This window comes from Desulfovibrio sp. 1188_IL3213, from assembly GCF_036763145.1.
Lineage (GTDB): Bacteria > Desulfobacterota > Desulfovibrionia > Desulfovibrionales > Desulfovibrionaceae > Desulfovibrio.
Genome location: NZ_JBAIYR010000019.1, coordinates 1 through 18,611, shown reverse-complemented (window position 1 = coordinate 18,611; position 18,611 = coordinate 1). Strand labels below are relative to the sequence as shown.

Genomic DNA, 18,611 nt, shown 5'->3' with positions numbered 1-18,611 from the left:
AGGCCCTGCGAGAAGAACAGCGAGGCATTAATGGCCCCACCCGCGAGGCCCTTGATAACCGCACCGCGGCCCTGCGCTCGCTGCGCGCCCTTTCTGCCGCTCTGGTCACGGAAAAACAACGACTTGAAGAACTTGATGCCCGACTGGACAACGAGCCGCCGGTCAAGCGCATCAAAAACCTTCCGCTTTTGCTGCTGGGTCTGTTGTTTTTTGCTGCTGGCGTGGCCCTGCTGCTGGCCTACTGGCGCATGGGGCTTACAAACATTGCCCTGAGCGAAGGCGTGGACTTGCCGGTCAATCTCTGGTCCGGCTATCTGGTACTGCTTTGCGGCGTGGGCTTTCTTGCTGGCGGCCTGCCGCACAATGGACCGGAAGCCAAACGCCGCAAAAAGGAACTGGCCCAGCTGACCGGCCGTCGTGACACCTGCGCCGCTCATGTGGCGGAGCTGGAAGAGCAGGCCCGCCAGCTTTGCCGTACAGCCCAGGTGCAGAATATGGATATGGTCACTCTGGAAGCCACAGAGGTGCTGCTGGAGCGGGAACGGGAACAGTGCTTCCTTGAGGAGCGCGCTCGTAAGGACATGGATGCGCTCAAACGCTCTCTCGACCTTGCGCGCACCGAGGTAAGCAAGCGCCAGGCTCTGTATCAGGAGGCCGAAAGCGTGGTGCAGCAAACCCGCCGCCGCTGGCATGAGTTCATGCTTACCCTCAAGGTCGGCAATGTACCCGCGCCAGAGGGAGCCACGGCTTTTTTCGCCAAGGTTGAATCCGCCCGGCTGGCATACAGCGCCGTGGCCGCAGCCCTGAATGAACTGCGCACCCTTGAGGACGGCCTTGCCTATGCCGAAGAACACATGCAGCGATTCCCCGCTGTGGCCGAACGTCTGCCCGCCGGGGAAGGAATGGCCGCATCCCTGCCGGTACAGGCCACAGAGGCGGAATCGTCCCGCCACGCAACATCCAAGACCGCTTTTTCAGACATGCTTGCCGAAGTTGTACGCCAGATACTGGAATCATGCCGGGAGGCCGATACCGCGCGTGAACGGCGCATCAAGGCCGAAGCAGCGCTCCAGAATGCGGAAAGTGACAGACAGCGCGTCCTCACCCGTCAGGCTGAAGCCACTGCGGAACTGCGCAGTGCCGAAGACCGGCTTGCTGCCGCCCGCAGCCAATGGTCACATTGTCTTGAAGGCCTGGGGCTTGGAGCGGAGCTTGATCCGGAAACCGTGCGAGAAGCGTTCAAGTATATGGAAAACTGCCTGGCTGCGGAATCGGCCCTTGAGCGTGCCAAAACTGAACTGGCTCAAAGTCGTTCAGAACTGGCCGCACTGCGGGAACCCCTGGCCCTCCAGTTCGACAGCCTGAACCGTTCGCCCAAAACTGACACTGATGGCAGTCCGGACTGGCTGCTCAGCCTTGACTCTTTGCTTGAAGAAGCGGAAAGCGCCGTCACGGCCCGCACACGCCGACAGACTATGGATCAGGAGCTTTCCGCTCTTGACGATGAGGTTCGTGCCGCCCAGGCAGCTCTGGATAAAGCTCTGCATGCCGAGTGCGGATTGCTTACCCTTGCCGGGGCACACGACGCCGAAGATTTTTTGCGTCAGGCGGCGCTGCACGAAGAACAACGTAAGTTGGGACAACGCAAACTGGACCTTGAAGATGCCTTGCGCCTTGCGGCTGACAAATGCCCGCTTGAAGATTTTTTGCCACAGTTTGAGCACGAAAGCCGTGAGGCTCAGGAAAGCCGTTGCGCAGAAATCGCTGCGGAACTTGCTCAACTCCAGGAAAAGGAACAGGAACTGGGCGACCGGGTCAGCAGCTTGCGCGCCAGGGTGGAGGCCCTGTCGCATGACGACGAATTGGCAAAATTGCAGCAAGAAGCTGCCACGCTGGAAGAAAGCATGCAACGCATGGCGTATGAATGGAGCCGCAGAGCGCTTGCCAGGGGCATTCTTGAAGCCGCCAAAAACACCTTTGAACGCGAACGGCAGCCCGAGGTCATTCGCCTTGCTTCAGAAATATTCGCGCGCATCACAGGGCGCCGGTGGAGGGGCATCAACGCTTCTCTTGAGGATAAAACCCTGAGCATTCTGCCTGCCCAAGGCGAAGCGCTTGCCCCCGAAAATCTCAGCAGGGGCGCGCGCGAACAGGCATACCTGGCCCTGAGGCTGGCCTACATCAAAAACCATGCGGCCCATGCCGCCCCCCTGCCTGTCATCATGGATGACGTGCTGGTCAATTTCGACCCCAAGCGGGCCGAACGCACGGCGAGGGCCTTTGTGGACCTGACGGCCGAAACAAACGGCAAGGGGCATCAGATGCTTTACTTTACCTGCCAACCTCACATGGTTGACCTCTTGCGCAAAACAGATCCCGCTGCTGCCCTTTTTCACGTGGAGCACGGAAACATCAGGGCTGCCTGATCTCTGCCTTGCCTTTTACATCAAGCGAAATGATAACGCCGTCGTCCTTTGGGCGACGGCGTTATCATTTCGCTCCCGGCATGAACGCCCCGGCTATTCAGAGCATTTCAGCTTTGCGAACATTATAATTTGGACAGATTACAACGTACACTATGGACCCAAGAGCGCAAACGCATGCCCTGTCCTCTTCTGCCCGCAGTCCCCAGGATAGACACTGTATCTGCACTTTCGCCCTTGCAACGCGCATCTGGTCACGCATCTATCACAGCGGTTTAAAAATGAAGCTAAGCTAGAGCAATTTAACTTTTAAATTGCTCTGACGGCTGCGTGAGCAGACGTTCGCTACGGAGGCGTAAGCGCAGTTTATCTGCGCGGTTAAACGCCGAAGTGAGCGTGCCTTAAACTTTGAGAATGTATATTCTCAAAGTTAATCTGCTCTAGAGTAGATTAACTTTGAAATACTTTACATTTCAAAGTGTTCATTCAGCCGAAAAATACGATTTTCGGCTGAATCCGCGCCACATTGCGACGCGCTGCACTTTCGGGCTGCGTTAGATCATTTACACTTTTTCAAAGTTAAAATGCTCTAATGGCACGGCAAGCCACCCTTTGTGATACAAAGCCGTATGGGTTTCATGCATGAGAACTCCTATTTTTGCAGCATCATACGAACTTCTGCTCCAAAGTTTTTGAAAAAGAATTTCAATTCTGTTGACATCGTTTTTCAACTATGCCAAGGTGCGCCATGCAATTACATACAGCGGAGGCAAAGCATGGCTTATAATGGTGATTCTGCACCGGTTTCTGACGTTACCCACCGCTTCAGTCAAGACAATCTTCACATTTGTCTCAATGACCAGTTCGGCCCTCGCCAGGCTGACGCTGTCATTGATCTTTTGCGCATCAACCACATGAACTGCAAACGTATTTTCATTGACGTGCGCCAAGTGCACCAGCCCGTTCCCTCAGCTGTCAGCACGCTCAAGAATTCTCTGATCCTTGGCGGCTTCGGCACCGAACGAGTGATCTTTAAGGGAGAAAGTGGTTTTGCCATGGCGGTTGACGGCAACCGTGTGCTTATCCAGCAAGAAAAAAAGCACGTTTGCAAAGGCAACTGCGCCAACTGCAAATGCGGTCATCACAAGAAGGAGCACGTGCACGATCACGAGCACGAACGCCACAACTGAGCGCCTCCCGCCTGTCACGCAACAAAACAAACACCTTTGATGGTTACGGCCTGGCGCCATCTCTGTCTGCACTATGAGGCACACAGCCCATAACGCGGCATTGCGGAAAAGTTCCCGCGTAAACCGCGAAAACCATATGGAGGAAAAGGTATGAGCATCAAGGAAAGGAAACTTCTGCAACGTTTCAAAAAAAGCTGCATGGTGGCGTTGCTTGCTGCCGGCATGTTCGTGGGTGCGGCCGGGGGAGCCAAGGCCATCGAATTTAAGGCGCAGGGTGAATGGCTCATGGGCTTCGGCGTGGCTGATGCGCCTCTGGCCTCCCATGCACGTACCCCGCAGGGCGGCTATGCCAAAGAAAAAATTAACGACAACGACATGTTCGGCGCTGCTCAGCGCCTGCGTCTTCAATTGGACGCCGTTGCTTCCGAAAACCTGTCCGGTACCGTTTATTTTGAAATCGGCACCCAGAACTGGGGCAAAGCCGATGAAGGCGGCGCTCTTGGTGCTGACGGCAGCAACGTCATCAAACTGAAGAACGCTTATCTTGACTGGATCATTCCCCAGACTGACGCCCGCGTTCGCATGGGCATCCAGGGTTTGGCCCTGCCCAATATGGCTGGCGGATCCGCTGTGCTTGATGGCGACGTGGCTGCTGTTGTCGGCAACTACAAGTTCAATGAAAACGTTGGCCTGACCGCTTTCTGGGCGCGCCCGGTCAATGACAACTTCGATGCCGAGAAATACGGCAACGGCGACCGCAAGGCGAAGAACAACTATCTGGACAACATTGATCTTTTCGCTGTCTCCGTTCCTGTGACCTTTGATGGCGTAGAGGTTACCCCCTGGGCCATGTACGGCATGCTGGGACGTAACGCCCTGCGCGGCCTGAGCGAAATCAATAATAACGAACCTTGGGAAACCAGCGACGGTATCCTTGGCCAGAGCCTGCCCGGCCTGACCGAAGGATTCAATTTTGCCGGCGCCACTCCGCTTGATTCCCGCACAACGAACAAGCAGTATGGCAACATGTTCTGGGTGGGCCTGCCCATTGGCATCACCATGTTCGACCCGTTCAATATCGAATTTGACATCAATTACGGCTACGTTGAAAGCATGGGCCGCTACGATGTGGTAAAGCGCGGCAACGATAGCGATATCGTTCGCGGCAGCACCCAGCGCCAGGGCTTTGTTGCCAAGGCTCTTGTAGAGTACAAGATGGACTGGGCCACCCCCGGCATCTTCGGCTGGTACGGTTCCGGTGATGACGGCGATATCAAGAGCGGCTCCAAGCGCATGCCCTCCATTGCCGGAGCGGGCAACTTCACCTCTTTCGTGGGTGATGGCAACATGGCCTGGGGCGCTGGCCCCGGCGACATCTGCGACTGGAATATGACCTATGCCGGCACCTGGGGCATCGGTGGTCAGCTTAAAGACATGAGCTTCATCGAAGACATCAAGCACACCCTGCGCGTGGCCTACTGGGGCGGCACCAACGCTCCTTCCATGGTCAAGTATATGGAGTCCGCCTCTTCGTGGAACAGCGGCTTTGGCGTGGATGGCCCTTATCTGACCACCAACGACGGCTTGCTGGAGTTCAACCTGATCAACCAGTGGCAGATCTACGAAAATCTGGAAGCCAACCTTGAACTGGGCTACGTTGCCAACATGATTGATAAAGACACCTGGAAAAAAGACGGCTACTATGGCGGCAGCGGCAATGGCTCCTTTGAAAAGCAGGATGCCTGGAAAGCGCAGCTCGTTTTTGCCTACAGCTTCTAATCTCTGCTAAAAGCAGCCGGGGCTTGAATCAAGCCCCGGAATATATCCCACAACCGCGCGCGTCCCCTTCCCGCGCGTATTGATCCGCCGCCTTCTCTGGAAGGCAGCGGATTTATTGTTATCCCCTTGGCCTCATCATCCCCGTTTCGAGCATTAGAGCAGATTAACTTTGAGAATATACATTCTCAAAGTTTAAGGCACGCTCACTTCGGCGTTTAACAGCGCAGATAAACTGCGCTTACGCCTCCGTAGCGAACGTCTGCTCACGCAGCCGCCAGAGCAATTTCAAAGTGAAATTGCTCTAAAAACACTAACAAACGTCCGACATACACTACACGGCCAAACAACTTGACACAGTGCGAAAGGATAAATATAACAACACGATTGTGCGCTCGTAGCTCAGTTGGATAGAGCGACAGCCTCCTAAGCTGTAGGCCACAAGTTCGATTCTTGTCGGGCGCACCAGAAAATTCAAGGGTTTACGGAAATTCCGTGAGTCCTTTTTTCGTCTTGCCCCACACCTGCCCCACACGGCAAGAAAATGTTTGAAAAAGGGTGACGCCACAAAGCTATATAAGTTATCCTGCTTATTAGCTGATGGTGGAACGGCGAAGCCGCTTGCTTCTCAATCCATTATAATATTTGGCTCTGTCACAACAAATGGTTGATTTTTGACGAGAAATAGCGTATAATAATAGTAAGAAACAGTACCACCGAAGGAGGTAATTGGATATGCCTACTATCAAAGACGCATTAGATATTATCGGTAAGTTGACTGTCGCAGAGCAGGAAAGCCTTAAAACAATGCTTTTAAGTCCTGCCTTTGTAAAGTCTTTGAATATTGAAGATTTCGTAGCAAAGGAACGCTTTGCAAATGGTCGTGTATGCCCTCTTTGTGGCTGTATCCATGTGGTTCGCAATGGTCATCGTAAAGATGGCACACAGCGATATGTATGTAAGGATTGTGGCAAGTCCTTCGTGATTGCTACGAACTCCATTGTGTCTGGTACAAGAAAAGACTTGTCCGTGTGGGAGCAGTACATTGATTGTATGATGAATGGCTTATCCATTCGTAAGACTGCTGTTGCTTGTGGGATTCACAGAAACACCGCATTCCTTTGGAGACACAAGATTTTGGATGCACTTCAGAATATGGCAGACGATGTTACCCTTGACGGCATTATTGAGGCTGACGAAACTTTTTTCGCCATCTCGTACAAGGGCAATCATAGCAAGAGTAAGACATTTGCTATGCCACGCAAGGCTCATAAGCGTGGTCATTCTACACATATCAGAGGCTTGTCCCAAGAAAAGGTATGTGTTCCTTGTGCGGTTAATAGGAATGGCTTGTCTATCTCCAAGATTACGAATACTGGTAGAGTTTCTACAAGAGATTTACATCATATTTATGATGGTAGGATTAAGACCAATTCCACTCTTGTTACGGACAAGATGAACTCCTATGTGAGATTTACAAATGCCAATGGCATTGACCTTGTGCAGTTAAAGACTGGCAAAGCCAAGAAAGGCATTTATAATATCCAACATATCAATAGCTACCATAGCCAGCTAAAGAGGTTTATGCGTGGCTTTAACGGTGTTTCTACCAAGTATCTGAACAACTATCTTGTGTGGAATAACCTTGTAAATTACGCCAAAGAAAGCGACATGGAGAAAAGGAACATCTTCTTAACTTTCGTTTTGGCAACATTGAAAACTGCTAAATGCAGAGATTTATCAAACAGACCAGCAGTTCCTCTGGTCGCCTAATTAGAATTTGTGGAGATGATAAGATGGTCAATATAACAGATGTAAAACAGATTCTTCAATTTGCAATAGATGCGGAGATTAAAGTCTTTCTTGATGGTGGCTGGGGTGTAGATGCTCTTCTTGGATATCAGTCAAGAGCCCATAATGATATTGACATTTTTGTAGAAAAGAACGATTATCAGAACTTTATAGAAATAATGAAAGCTAATGGCTTTTATGAGATTAAGATGGAATATACAACATTGAACCATACTGTATGGGAAGATTTGAAAAACAGAATTATTGATTTGCATTGTTTTGAATATACGGACGAAGGTGAAATTCTTTATGATGGGGATTGTTTTCCGGTAGAAACTTTTTCGGGTAAAGGAAGAATTGAGGAAATAGAGGTTTCCTGTATTGAACCATATAGTCAAGTAATGTTCCATCTGGGATACGAGTTTGATGAAAATGATGCACATGATGTGAAGTTATTGTGTGAGACACTTCATATCGAAATTCCAAATGAGTATAGATAACTGCAAATAACAGTTTGTAGGGGAGTTCTGATACTCCCCTATAAAAATGGCTATTTATCAACTGTTTGTTGTGACATAGCCTAATATTTAAAGAGGGGGTGTAAAATGAGATCTAAAGAAGTTCGGATAATAAATGGTGCTGCCAATGAAATAAAGCACACACTCTGTTGTTATGACGATAAAAAAGTTGCTATCATTTATACTCCAGATTCTGAAGACACATATATGAGTGTTAGCGACAGTATGATTGAAAAAAAAATAAATAATGAACGTGAATTTTTGGAAAACTGTAATGTTATATTCTGGCACAGTAAAAATTCACTATTTGGAAAAGATGGGAAACCTTTTCAACAATTCATTATTGACAAAAATGACGAAATTGTCCCAACAATATATTGTTACAAGATTGATGAATTTGAAGAGGAGTTCAAAGTTCCGGCTTACCCAAAAACAACTGGTTAGTAATTAAGGAGAAAGGCGGGCTTTTGCCCGCCTTTTACTTCGCCGTCCAGTTCCACACGCCCAACCACTTTCCCGGCCTATCCACCACCAGCTGCTTACAGCGCCCCGCCCACATCCCATACCCAGCCGCTCTAAACGCCGCCTCAGCCGCCTTAAAATCCCCGGCAACGTACATTTCCCGCGCTTTTTCAAACGCCGCCCACGCGCCTAAATCGGCTGGTTTTGTATATATGTCCAGAGGCTCCGCCCTTCCCTTAACCTGCACAACATCCAGCAGCCGCCATGCCTGCGGTTTTCCGGCCATTCTGTATGCATCACCAGAAATAATCGCCGCCACGCCATATTTCGCCGCAAGCCCTTGAAGCCGTGCAGCGACATTTACGGCATCTCCTATTACTGTATAGTCAACAAACCCGCCCGCCGCGCCGAGAAACCCTAAATATACCGGGCCGTTATGCACACCGCTGTAAAATTGCGGAGTCTCCCCTATAATCCTCCTCGCTTTTTCTCCAGCTTTTTCAAGCGTTTGCTGCACCTCTTCCAGCATTTCCAACGCCTTTTCAGCGTCCGCATGCCTATACAATATCGCGTCCCCTTGAATTTTATCAACTTCACCGCCAGCAGCGCGGATAGCTTCCAGTGCCGGAGATAGCACGATTTTTAAAAGTAGTGCTACGCGCTCCGGAGTTAGCCTTTCTGAAATACTTGTAAATCCTCGCATATCTGTAAATATCACAGTAGCTTCCGTGCGTTTGCCCGTGGCCCCTATCGCCTCAGCGGGTGCAACTCGTGCTACCTTTGCCCCTGCATACTGCCGCAAAACCCGCCGCAAGTCGTGGGCTTGCCACGCGAAGTGCGCAGCAAGCCCGGCTAATGCGGCAATAGTTAATATTGCCCAGCCCTGCATTACCGCCCCCGGCTCCGCTTGCGGGCAGCTTTTGCTTCCTGGCTCTGAACTTCCTGCTGCGCCTGGGCCTTAATCTCCCTGATCGCCGCTACTTTCTGCGCCGGAGCCTCAGCCTTTTGTTCAGCCGCGGCTTTTTGTTCCCGGCTAAACTCCGGTTTTTGCTCTAGCTCTGCCTGCGGCCATTGGCTTTTGTCGCGCCAATACGGCGGAGCCTCTTTCGTCTCTTTCACGCTAAACCCGCAATGTTTCTGCAAATTGAAATTTTTGATTGCGCTGTCGAAGCCCTGCTTTACCACATCAACGATAAACATTATAAGCTTTTTCAGCATAGTGAAAATGCCCAGGCTCGGCCCCTGCTCCTGCATCTGCTCCGGCTCTTCCTTTTTCCTCTGCCCCGGCTCCTCCTCTTCCTTTCTCTTCTTCTCCCCTGCCATACGCTCTTGCTCCTCCCTGAATGCCTGGGCATACGCCGGTTCCTGTTCTTGTAGCCGTTCCGCCAGCCTCTCCGGCCCCAGGACCGGCGCAGCTTCGTTGCATGAAACAATGCGCGGAATACGGTCAAGACTGTTTCCGTAAAAACCGGGGACCACTATCCCTTCTTGCTGGCCGTTGCCGTAGCGGGTTTGTAGGGTCTCCCGGATTTTCTGGATTTCGCCTTCAGCTCCCGCCCTGACTTTAAATACAGACTGGAACCGCCCCGCCGCTGTTTCCGTTGTCAGCGCAGGCATATGCCCATCCGCTTTCATCGCCGCCAGGGAGGCTTCTGTCAGCCCCGACACGACAACAAATTTATGCTCCCTGGCTTCCGGCTCAACTTTTACCATCGCCCCGGCATCCCGCGCCGCCAGCAACCGCCAGGCCTCGCCCTGCGCCTGTTCTGCTGTAAACGTGTGCTCCTCGGTCTGCCCGTCCTTGTCCGTCACCGTCAGCTTGACGCTATCCGCCTCCAGCGCTTTCAAAAAACTTTCAAAGCGCTCATATTCCTGGGGATATTCATTTTCAGCATATTTTTCTTTCATAGCGATCTCCTGTTCGGACTTTTCTTTTCGTGCCTGAACCTCTTCCCTTGAAATTACTTTCATTTCGGGGAGCTTGATCATTTTTGACATAGCTTTTCTCCTTACCTGCCGCGGCTGCGGCGGCGGCGAGTTTTTTGCTGTTCGGGTTCTTGGGCGGGCTGCGGCTGCTGGGCGCGAAGAGTTCGGGCGTAGTCGCTTTCAACCCTGTGGGCAGATTTTATTGCGTTGGGGCCAAGTCGGCCAGAATCGCGGTCGCCGGCCGGGGTGTAATATGCATCGCGGACAGTTTTTTGCACTCGCGCTACTTCCTGATCCCAGGTACCGATAGGCGTTGACCCACGGCGCACGGTTTCAGTCCATTCGCGCCCATGCGCCAAAATTCGCACGGCTTCGCCGTCAGAGTAACCCATTGCCCGGAGCCTGCATGCCATCGCATAATCCAGACTGCGACTTGCAATACCCTTAATTTTTTTTGCAAGGTCGGTGCCGTGCTCGCGGTAAAGGTCGGTCCATGGGATACCTCGATGATTCTTTTCGCTTGTGGGCATGCTGCCGCGCACTGCGGCCGGGGCTTCCTGCTGCGGCTGCTGCGGCTGCTGGCGCTGGAGTTCACGCAGGCGGGCAGCTTCTTCATTATATATATGCTGCGCCTGCGGGCAGTAACCGCCGCGGGCAGGGAGCATGGTAACTTCGGGCGCAGAGCCGTCTGCGGCGCGGTGCTTGGGCTTGTTGTTCAAAAAACCAGGGAGCCGCCAAGCCTGTTCCCCGTTGCGCACTGCGGGGTCGCCGCACTCCTGATTTATCCGCGCGGCACAAGCGTTTGCGGCCCTCCTGGCAAGCGCGGGATCGGGGTCGGCTTTAATTTTCAGCACTTTTTGTCGGTTGCCGGGGCTGCTTTCCACTTCCAGTGCGGCGGCGTATACTGTTGATTTTTCCAGCTTTTCCGGGGTGTTGATGTCGTCGATTAGGATGTAGTGGGTGTCAGCGGCAAGGGGGGTGATGTATGTGCCGTAGCTGTCTTGAATAGCGGCTTCCACAACTTCATGCATGTGGGCGCGAACTTCGTCCTGCGTCCAGCCTCGGAAAGCGCCTGTTTCCGTGAGTTCTTCCGGCCCGGCATTTTTCTTGCCGTGCGTAAAGTGGCGGGGAGTTTCGCCAGGGGCCACAGCTTCGTCTTTTGCTATCAAGCGGTAGCGGTCGGCGGCAAGCGCGGCGTGGACAATGTTGAAATTCTGGAGGTGCTTATCCATGGCTTCTTCCTTCTCTGCTGCCCCTGTGGCCGGGGCGGTAGCAGTGGTTTGTTTTTGGGTGGTGGTAGTGTCGGCAGGGAACAAATTGTGCTGTTTGCAGTAAGCCAGGGCCTGGCCGGGAGTCATTGTTTTAACGGCGGCAAGTTCGGCATCCTGCGCGGCTTTAAGCTCGGCGCGGGCGGCTTGATGTTCTTCGCGTAATACGCTTTGCGCGGCCCATTTGGCTTGGGCGCTGTGAAATTTGGCCTGGCGGAGCGCGGCGCGTTCTAGCTCTTGCTGAGTGTGTAGCAACGTGCGAGCGGCGCGGTGGAAGCCGAGGAGACGGAAAATGAGGGCAAGAATGAGGCTGACGGGGTCAAGATCGTGGCGGAGCGCCGGGGGCTTAGGTTCATAAGGCTTTGGAACTAGGCGCTCTGCTCGCTGGAAAGGCTGCCCGAACCTCTTTTCCAAAGCAGCGAGGCTTGCGGCGCGGGAAGCTTTGCTGGCTTTAATGAAGCCAGACTTGCCAAATTTTATTACCGCTCCGCCTTTCCGCCTTTCGTATGTCGCGCCTTCTGCCGCAAGGCGGCGGTGCAGGTCTTGCCAGTTTGTGGCGGCGGCTATTGTAGGGGCCAGGGCTTTTGCTCTGCGCTCAAGGCTGGGCAGGGCTGTGCTGCGCTCAGCGACGCGGGCAGCGTCTGACAGGCCGCGCTTGCGGTCTGTGCGCTGTTGTGGGCCGTCCGGCGTCATATGAAATACGGGGTTCGGTTCCTGCGCCCAGTCCTGCGCGTGTTCAATGACACATATCGCGCGAGCTGCGGCAAGGTGATCAAAGCCTTTGTTTACCTTCACCACTCTGCCTGTAACGGGGCTTACGCGGTTGATGGCAAGATGCAGATGGGTATTTTTCGTGTTTTGGTGTGCGCCGTATACAACTTGATGCCCGTCAAGCCCGATCTCATGAACGAAAATCCTGGCCGCTTCATGGAGTTGCTCGGGCGTAGGCGTTTCATGCCCTTGCCAAGACAATACCCAATGATCAAGGGGCTGGCCTGATCTCGCTTGAGACGCAAGCCCCGCCATTTCTGAAATTTTCGCATCCAAGGTTTTAAAGTTCAGGCCCAATGAACCGGAGCAAATCACTTTTTCTGGCTCGGCGCTGGACGTGGGGCGGCTGGTCATGTGGCTGCGGGCGTCACAAATGTAACGGCACAAGTCGCTTACATCTTGTGCGCGGCTTTTTGTGTACTGCATGTTTTTTGGCTGCTTCTTCGCTATCATCGCATGCCACCTATCATTATATATAGATGCTCCAGCTAACGCGGGGCCAGGCGGTCAGCTGCGTGTCCCAGCGCAGCCAGGGCGGAGCCCGTGGCGGCGGGGTCCATACCGCTGTTATACAAGTGTTTGCAAAGCCCGCCCAAACGGCGCAGTTCATTTAGCACTGCCGCGTCTGCCCGTGTTCTAATTTCATACCCCAACGCAAGGGCGCGAACGTATTCACTTGCAGGGAGTCCAGCAGCTTCAGCTTGAGTGCGGATAAAGTCCTTTTCTTTTTCAGTCAGCCGGAATTTAAACATCTGGTTTTTAGGTTCACGTTTCATTTTTACTTACTCCTTTGGCGTGAGGCGGTTTATCCGCCTCACGCCTTTTTGGTCTATTAGCGTTTTGAAGAGCGGTTAGCTTCTTCAAGTGCTTCGACTCTTTTTTCAAGCGCAGCGATCCGGTCAACAATATACCAGTGTCTGCGGTCAGCGTTAGTAAAGCGGGGAGCATCAGCCATGAGAGCACGGATTTTGTTAATGACCCTGATCATTTTTAAACGTCCTTTTTTTTGGTTCGTTCTTAGAAACGAGCAGCGAAGCTGCGAGTTTGCCTACCCTTCCCCGGATGGGGAAGGCAGGATTGCCCGCAGTGGACGCAACTCGCCAGAGTTGTGGCCACAAGGGCCATCCTGTTACTAGTGAAAGTGCATAAAAACATGTTCTTCATATGAATATAATACGAACATACAATGAAATGTCAATGTCGGCTCTGTGCAACGGTTTACAGCCATTTTTGCAAGATGCTTGCAGCATAGGTGACATAAAAAAATAGCTTTGCTGATCGACTTGCGATGTGCGACTGAAGCTAAAAAGAAAAAGCTTGACAAACAAAAAAACATTTTTGGGAAGGACTCCTGCACATGCCTTGCTAAGCGCCTGAACTGATAATGAAAGGATGATTACGTTATATTTCAATTGGTTGAATAAAAAGTGAAGAGATAATGAACTAACCTTGATACACATATGCAAAACAATGTCAAGCTTTTTGACATTATTTTTTTGGACGAGTGCGTAAGGGTTGAAAACGTGGCGAAAACACATGGAATATAAATTGAGAGATATGGTAAACATGCTAGAATTTTTAAATGCATCTTTTTTGCTTATAAAGTACATTTTTGCCATGCGCTTGACACGTTGTTTGAGATGTGTATTATTTAGTTATGCAAAAGTTGTGAACCAACAGTGACATTGAATTGAAGAGAAAAGGAAGGAAAAAGGAGGTCAAAATGCAAAAACGCAGAAAAACGTTTGCAAAAGGAAGCATCGAAGCTGCTATCCAAGCGCTAAATGGGATGGCTCAAAAAGCGGCTGATTCGGACGTGGTGAGAACAAAGCAGGCAGTGGCTATGATGAAAAAAAGCATCCGTGCCGCCAGGAAAAACGGTGCAACGTGGGATGAAGTGATGGAAGCGCTGAAGGCTTCCGGCGTTGAAATTTCGATGCGCACAGTTATGGATATGACTAACAGCAGTAGAAAGAGGGAAGCTAAGCAGCAGAAAAAAGCTCCTGCTCCGGCTGCGGCTAAAACCGCTCCGCCGGTAACCCCGCCCGGGCAATTTGTTATTCGGCCGGACCGCGGCGCAGACCTGTAAAACCTGAAACGCATATATATAAGGATACAAACCCATGAAAAAAATTATCAGCATAAGCGGCGACAAAGGCGGCACAGGCAAAAGCGTGGTTTCCAGCGCGGTACTGGATACCGCCCTTGCGGCGGGCAAAACCGTACTGCTTATAGAGGCAGACACTAAAAACCCGGACCTTGCCAAAGCATACGGCCAGGCTGTTGAAACGGTAGCTGTGTGCCTGGATAACCGCGAAGGCTTTATTCAACTTGCGTCTATCGCGCACAAAACGGCGGCAGACGTTATCCTGATCAACAACCCCGCTCGCTCTGGCTGGAACGAGTTTGGCAGCATTATTGCTAACAATGTCAATGAGATGGGTGCTGAACTGGCCGTTTTATGGGTCGCAAACAGGCAGGTGGATAGCGTTGAACTGCTCGCAGATTTCCACGCAGTTTTTACGCAAACGCCTGTATTTTTTGTAAAAAATGGCTACTGGGGCGGGCCGGAAAAATACGAGATTTGGGATGGCTCAAAAATCCGTGACAAGATTTTTGCTGCGGGCGGCGGCGAAATTAACTTCCCGGACTGCGCGGACCGTGTAATGGCTGCGATCCGCAACGGGCGCCTGCGCTGGGACCAGGTCGGCGACTTGGATTTTGGCGAAAAGATCGAAGCGGAAAGAGTCCGGCACGAGTTTCACGCTGCGTTCGCACAACTGGTCGGATAAAAAGGGGAATACCATGCAAAGCACTGAATACATTGCAGAAATCGATGAAAAGGACTTGCCGCCGGAATATCGAGGCGATTACGGCCCGGAGCCTGGCGCTATTCCTGCCCCTGCTCCTGCTCCTGCTCCTGCGCAAGGACAGGCGGCGGCGGTTGTGCCGCAACGCACGTTAAACGCTGCGCCTGCCCGGCCGTTGCCCGCCGCCGATGAACACCCGGACGAGGCGTTGAATCGTTTGGAAAGGGCTTACATGGACGTTACCGGGGAAAGCATGAGCGCTGAAACACGCGCGAACATGTACGCATTTATGCAGCGTTTTGGCATTCGCAGCCATGACGCCATAATGTGTATGTTGCTGGCGAACGGACATCTCGACAACAGGATGCAAAAGCTGCCGCACCAACTGCATTTAACAGTTGAAAAAGCGGCGCGGGATGTGCTTGACGGCTGCGAAAAAACATCCGCTGACGAAGCTAAGAGGGCGGCGACTAAACTTTTGCAGCAAGTTGCTGAAAGAATTGAGGATGCGCAGAGCGGCGGGGCATGGCGGCATCTTGGATGGGCAACGCCCATTTTCATAATTGCTTTTCTTATCGGCAATATGTTCAATCGGTTAGCTATAACAGATTGGATAATAGGCAAGCTGTTTTAATTAACAGTGGAATACTATTTAATATAAAGTCAACATGCAGTCAGGGATGACTGCAAGAGGAAAAAATCATGGAATATTTCAATATTGATCACTGGAAGTGGCTGTTCTCGCAAGACTTTTTTGATATTCTGTCGTTTGTTATGAATGATGGAGTGCTGAAGGTCGTGGCTGCTACAATTCTGCTCGTCCTGGGCTGGTGCATCTGGTATGTGTTTTTGCGGGAAAAGCCGGTAACTACGCATGGTTCGGCGGCGTGGGGAACGCTGGAGGACGCGGAAAAGGCCGGGCTTGTCACAAAGCCCGGGGAGCGGGTATTGATGGGTAAAATAGGCGATAAGTGGCTTGGGGCGGAGTATCACTCTTTAGTGTGTGCAAAAACTCGCGGCGGGAAAGGCGTTGGCGTTATCATACCGACACTACTTACATATCGTGGCAGCATTATATGCAACGATATAAAAGGCGAAAACTACGCTATTACAGCAGCGCAGCGGGAAAAAATGGGACAGAACGTATATGTTGTGGACCCGTACCACGAAATTGCAGAGCAAACGCACTGCTTTAATCCCCTGGACTACATAAAGGCAGGTAGTCCAGATGCTACAACGCTTGCGCGGGCGCTGGCGCATACTATGTCGGGCGGCGGAGCCGGGGAAGAAGATTTCTGGGTGAAATCCGGGCGCAACGTGCTTGTTACGTTCATCCTGTACGTATGCGCTAAGTTTGAGGGAGGGGAAAGAAACTTGGGTAAGGTCCGGGAAATGCTTACTCAAAGTGCGGAAAAGAAAACTGCAATGCTGAAAGAAATGCAAGGCATGGATGAGTTTGACGGCAATATTGCAAAAGGCGCTAACAAAATCCTTGAAATTCAAGGAGATGGCGACGAAAAAAACGAAATGCTGCTGAGCATTTTTGCAACTGTAGACACGATGTGCGATTTTCTTGATGATCCGAGAATTGCGCATGTACTGAGTCGTACAGATTTTCGGCTCGAAATGTTTAAATACGAGCCTTCAAGCTTATATGTGGTAGTGTCGCCCGGCAATTTGGCTGTATCTCAGATGCTTTTGCGCATGATATATAGCTATGCGCTAAACCAAAATCAGAAAAATGAGCGGCCGGTGGCGGCACAAGAGCAGGAATTGCAGAAGATGAAGCATCCATTGGTATTTCTCATGGATGAGTTCGCACAACTCGGCAAGTTTGATGCGGTTAAAAATGCAATGCCCATAGCCGCAGGGTTTGACATACGCTTTTGTATAATAATACAAGGGCTTAGTCAGTTGACGGACCATTATAAAGAGGGCGGGCAAGAGTTCCTAAACAATGCAATTAAGCTGTTTATTGGGGCGGAGGACACAAAAACGGCGGAACAAATAAGCGAAATGTGTGGGGATACAACAGTCAAAACACAGTCTAAAGATGAAAAGTCAGGGCGAATGACTAGCAGTTATACGTCCCGGCGGCTGGTGACGGTGGGCGAAGCGATGCAAGCTAAGGTTGAAAAGCCTTTTCTGCTCGCGGGCGGTATGAAGCCGTTGCGGATAGACCGGATAACGTACTATAGCGATAAATTTTTTGCAGGGAAATACGGCAAATATAGTGCCGGATAACAGCATGAGCTTAGATTTAAGCCGGAAAGCCGCTTTTAAGCGGCTTTTCTTGTTTTGCGCGGCGTGGATGCGGATTTTTAAAAATAGAGGCTTAAAATCGAAATGAGAGCGATTTTTTGGAAGGGAGGGGCTAAAAAATGGGAAAAGGGAAAAGGCAGGGCGGTCAGGGGGGGGTTGGGTTGGCGCTTTGATGGGAAAGGCCGCCTTGCCCCACCGGCCTTACGGCCGGGGGGACCCCTCGGCGGGGGGTGAGGGGGTGAACGCCCCAGGGGGGCGAAGAGAAAGGCAGGGCGGTCAGGGGGGGTTGGCTGGCTTGCGGCTTTAAAAAAGAAAGGTTTCCCCTGCCTTTGCCTTTTCCACCCCCTCACCCCGCGCCCAGGGACCCAAGAATGGCCTACGGCCATTCTTGGGCAGGGCGCTCTTTTTTTATCAAAGCTTTTCGTTATTTCCCGTTTTTATTTTCAAAAAAAAACGGGAAACGAAAAACGGGAAAATATTATACAGTAATTTGCGCTAGTTATATGTAGTTTTCCCGTTTTCCCGTTTTTCCCGTTTTAAAACAACTAACTTATAGTTGTGTAGAAATATTCAGTATCAGAGTTATATAGAATAATCTATAAAAGGGCCAAATACATTGAAATCAATACCAAAAATTCAATAAACGGGAATTGACTACCCTGTAAGTTGACTGTTTCGGAGCGGGAAAAACGGGAAAACGGGAAAAGTGGGTATATCTGTTTGTTTTCATTGGTCTTTTTTTTCCCGTTTTTCATTTCCCGTTTTTACAGCGCAAAAAAAACGGGAAATAAGTTTCCCGTTTTTCAATATGCTGACCTATATTTTACTCTTCGCTTTCGGGTAGCTTTACAACGTAGCAGCGAGTTGCGCCCAGGTCTGGCAGCGTCTCTTTACTCAACAGCCGCCCTTTTTCCCTGCCTTTCAGATACCCTTTCTCATTTAGTATCTTTGCCGCTCTTTTCGCGTCAAAGCCTTGGAAAACCTGCATTTTCCACTGCTCTTGCAGGATATAAAAAGTGTTGCCATCCCTAAACCCTGCCCGGTTTACGACGGTTTGGGGCCGGACATTGCCGTTTTTATCTTCAGCCGGATTCAAATCTTGGAACCGGCTTTGCCCGTGCGTTTCAATAAAGGCATGTAATGTTTCAATTATTTTTTGGTCTTCGCCACTGCCGATGCCGCCGCGATTGTAAACCCATGAATTAAAACAGGTTTTTACCGCGCTTGTAATGTCCTGCGCTGTAAGCGGCAAAATGCCATTTTTTACAGCAAACATGCCAGCCACCGCGCACAGCGCGAACCGTGCTGCCACTCGCTGAACCTGCCCGTCTGCGCCTTGGGGACAGATAGCGGCGGTTTGCTCCGCCAGGGCGTCCCTGACCCATTTTTCAGCTTCGCCGTTGCCCGCAACCAG

Annotated in this window: 15 protein-coding genes, 1 tRNA gene and 2 pseudogenes; 12 read left to right on the top strand and 6 right to left on the bottom strand. The window is 51.3% G+C overall.

Translation table 11 applies throughout. From position 1 onward, the window contains the following. The 7 genes from V6C16_RS02395 to V6C16_RS02365 all read left to right on the top strand — a co-directional run. Nucleotides 1-2,426: ATP-binding protein (locus tag V6C16_RS02395; protein WP_442886171.1), on the top strand; the 2,426-nt coding region annotated here is incomplete at its 5' end. 773 nt (nt 2,427-3,199) lie between these two features. Continuing rightward, nucleotides 3,200-3,613: a squalene cyclase gene (locus tag V6C16_RS02390; protein ID WP_333534673.1), complete on the top strand. Its 414-nt coding sequence runs from the start codon at nt 3,200-3,202 to the stop codon at nt 3,611-3,613. Between the two features lie 150 nt (nt 3,614-3,763). Continuing rightward, entirely contained in the window at nt 3,764-5,392 is a 1,629-nt protein-coding gene (locus V6C16_RS02385; protein ID WP_333534674.1) for an outer membrane homotrimeric porin, read from the top strand. 388 nt (nt 5,393-5,780) lie between these two features. After that, nucleotides 5,781-5,857: transfer RNA gene (locus V6C16_RS02380), tRNA-Arg, on the top strand. Between the two features lie 267 nt (nt 5,858-6,124). Continuing rightward, nucleotides 6,125-7,162 (top strand): IS1595-like element ISSag10 family transposase, encoded by a 1,038-nt coding sequence (locus V6C16_RS02375; protein ID WP_002837184.1) that lies wholly within the window; start codon nt 6,125-6,127, stop codon nt 7,160-7,162. 23 nt (nt 7,163-7,185) lie between these two features. Beyond that, on the top strand, nt 7,186-7,680 hold the full coding sequence (gene lnu(C) / locus V6C16_RS02370; RefSeq protein WP_019543803.1) for a lincosamide nucleotidyltransferase Lnu(C): 495 nt from the start codon (nt 7,186-7,188) through the stop codon (nt 7,678-7,680). 105 nt (nt 7,681-7,785) lie between these two features. Beyond that, nucleotides 7,786-8,142: a hypothetical protein gene (locus V6C16_RS02365; protein WP_333535022.1), complete on the top strand. Its 357-nt coding sequence runs from the start codon at nt 7,786-7,788 to the stop codon at nt 8,140-8,142. A gap of 34 nt (nt 8,143-8,176) precedes the next feature. On the opposite strand, the gene V6C16_RS02360 is transcribed toward V6C16_RS02365, so the two are convergent. From V6C16_RS02360 to V6C16_RS02350, 3 genes are all read right to left on the bottom strand, one after another. After that, nucleotides 8,177-8,878 (bottom strand): adenylate/guanylate cyclase domain-containing protein, encoded by a 702-nt coding sequence (locus V6C16_RS02360; protein WP_333535023.1) that lies wholly within the window; start codon nt 8,876-8,878, stop codon nt 8,177-8,179. A gap of 170 nt (nt 8,879-9,048) precedes the next feature. After that, entirely contained in the window at nt 9,049-10,158 is a 1,110-nt protein-coding gene (locus V6C16_RS02355) for a DNA-primase RepB domain-containing protein (RefSeq protein WP_333535024.1), read from the bottom strand. A gap of 11 nt (nt 10,159-10,169) precedes the next feature. After that, nucleotides 10,170-11,318: a DNA-primase RepB domain-containing protein gene (locus V6C16_RS02350; protein ID WP_333542749.1), complete on the bottom strand. Its 1,149-nt coding sequence runs from the start codon at nt 11,316-11,318 to the stop codon at nt 10,170-10,172. Here V6C16_RS02350 and V6C16_RS02345 point away from each other — a divergent pair. Further along, nucleotides 11,283-11,519: a hypothetical protein gene (locus V6C16_RS02345; protein ID WP_333535898.1), complete on the top strand. Its 237-nt coding sequence runs from the start codon at nt 11,283-11,285 to the stop codon at nt 11,517-11,519. The genes V6C16_RS02350 and V6C16_RS02345 overlap by 36 nt on opposite strands. 240 nt (nt 11,520-11,759) lie before the next feature. Here the strand turns inward: V6C16_RS02345 and V6C16_RS14960 are convergent. Next, a pseudogene (locus V6C16_RS14960) lies at nt 11,760-12,479 on the bottom strand (relaxase/mobilization nuclease domain-containing protein); the annotation flags it as partial. Nucleotides 12,480-12,613: 134 nt separating this feature from the next. Further along, nucleotides 12,614-12,877, bottom strand: coding sequence for a plasmid mobilization protein (locus V6C16_RS14955; protein WP_442886172.1), 264 nt, complete (start codon nt 12,875-12,877; stop codon nt 12,614-12,616). 971 nt (nt 12,878-13,848) lie between these two features. On the opposite strand from V6C16_RS14955, the gene V6C16_RS02335 reads away from it, so the two are divergent. The 4 genes from V6C16_RS02335 (at nt 13,849) to V6C16_RS02320 (ending at nt 17,179) form a co-directional block, all read left to right on the top strand. Continuing rightward, on the top strand, nt 13,849-14,214 hold the full coding sequence (locus tag V6C16_RS02335) for a hypothetical protein (protein WP_333535892.1): 366 nt from the start codon (nt 13,849-13,851) through the stop codon (nt 14,212-14,214). Between the two features lie 34 nt (nt 14,215-14,248). Beyond that, the gene (locus tag V6C16_RS02330) at nt 14,249-14,917 is read left to right on the top strand and encodes a nucleotide-binding protein (protein ID WP_333535890.1); all 669 of its coding nucleotides are present in this window, start codon (nt 14,249-14,251) and stop codon (nt 14,915-14,917) included. A 13-nt stretch (nt 14,918-14,930) separates the two neighbouring features. Continuing rightward, nucleotides 14,931-15,569, top strand: a complete 639-nt coding sequence (locus V6C16_RS02325) for a DUF6753 family protein (RefSeq protein ID WP_333535888.1) — start codon at nt 14,931-14,933, stop codon at nt 15,567-15,569. A gap of 68 nt (nt 15,570-15,637) precedes the next feature. Further along, complete coding sequence (locus V6C16_RS02320) at nt 15,638-17,179, top strand: type IV secretory system conjugative DNA transfer family protein (protein WP_333535887.1); 1,542 nt, start codon at nt 15,638-15,640, stop codon at nt 17,177-17,179. Between the two features lie 841 nt (nt 17,180-18,020). Here the strand turns inward: V6C16_RS02320 and V6C16_RS02315 are convergent. After that, nucleotides 18,021-18,611, bottom strand: a pseudogene (locus V6C16_RS02315) (hypothetical protein); the annotation flags it as partial.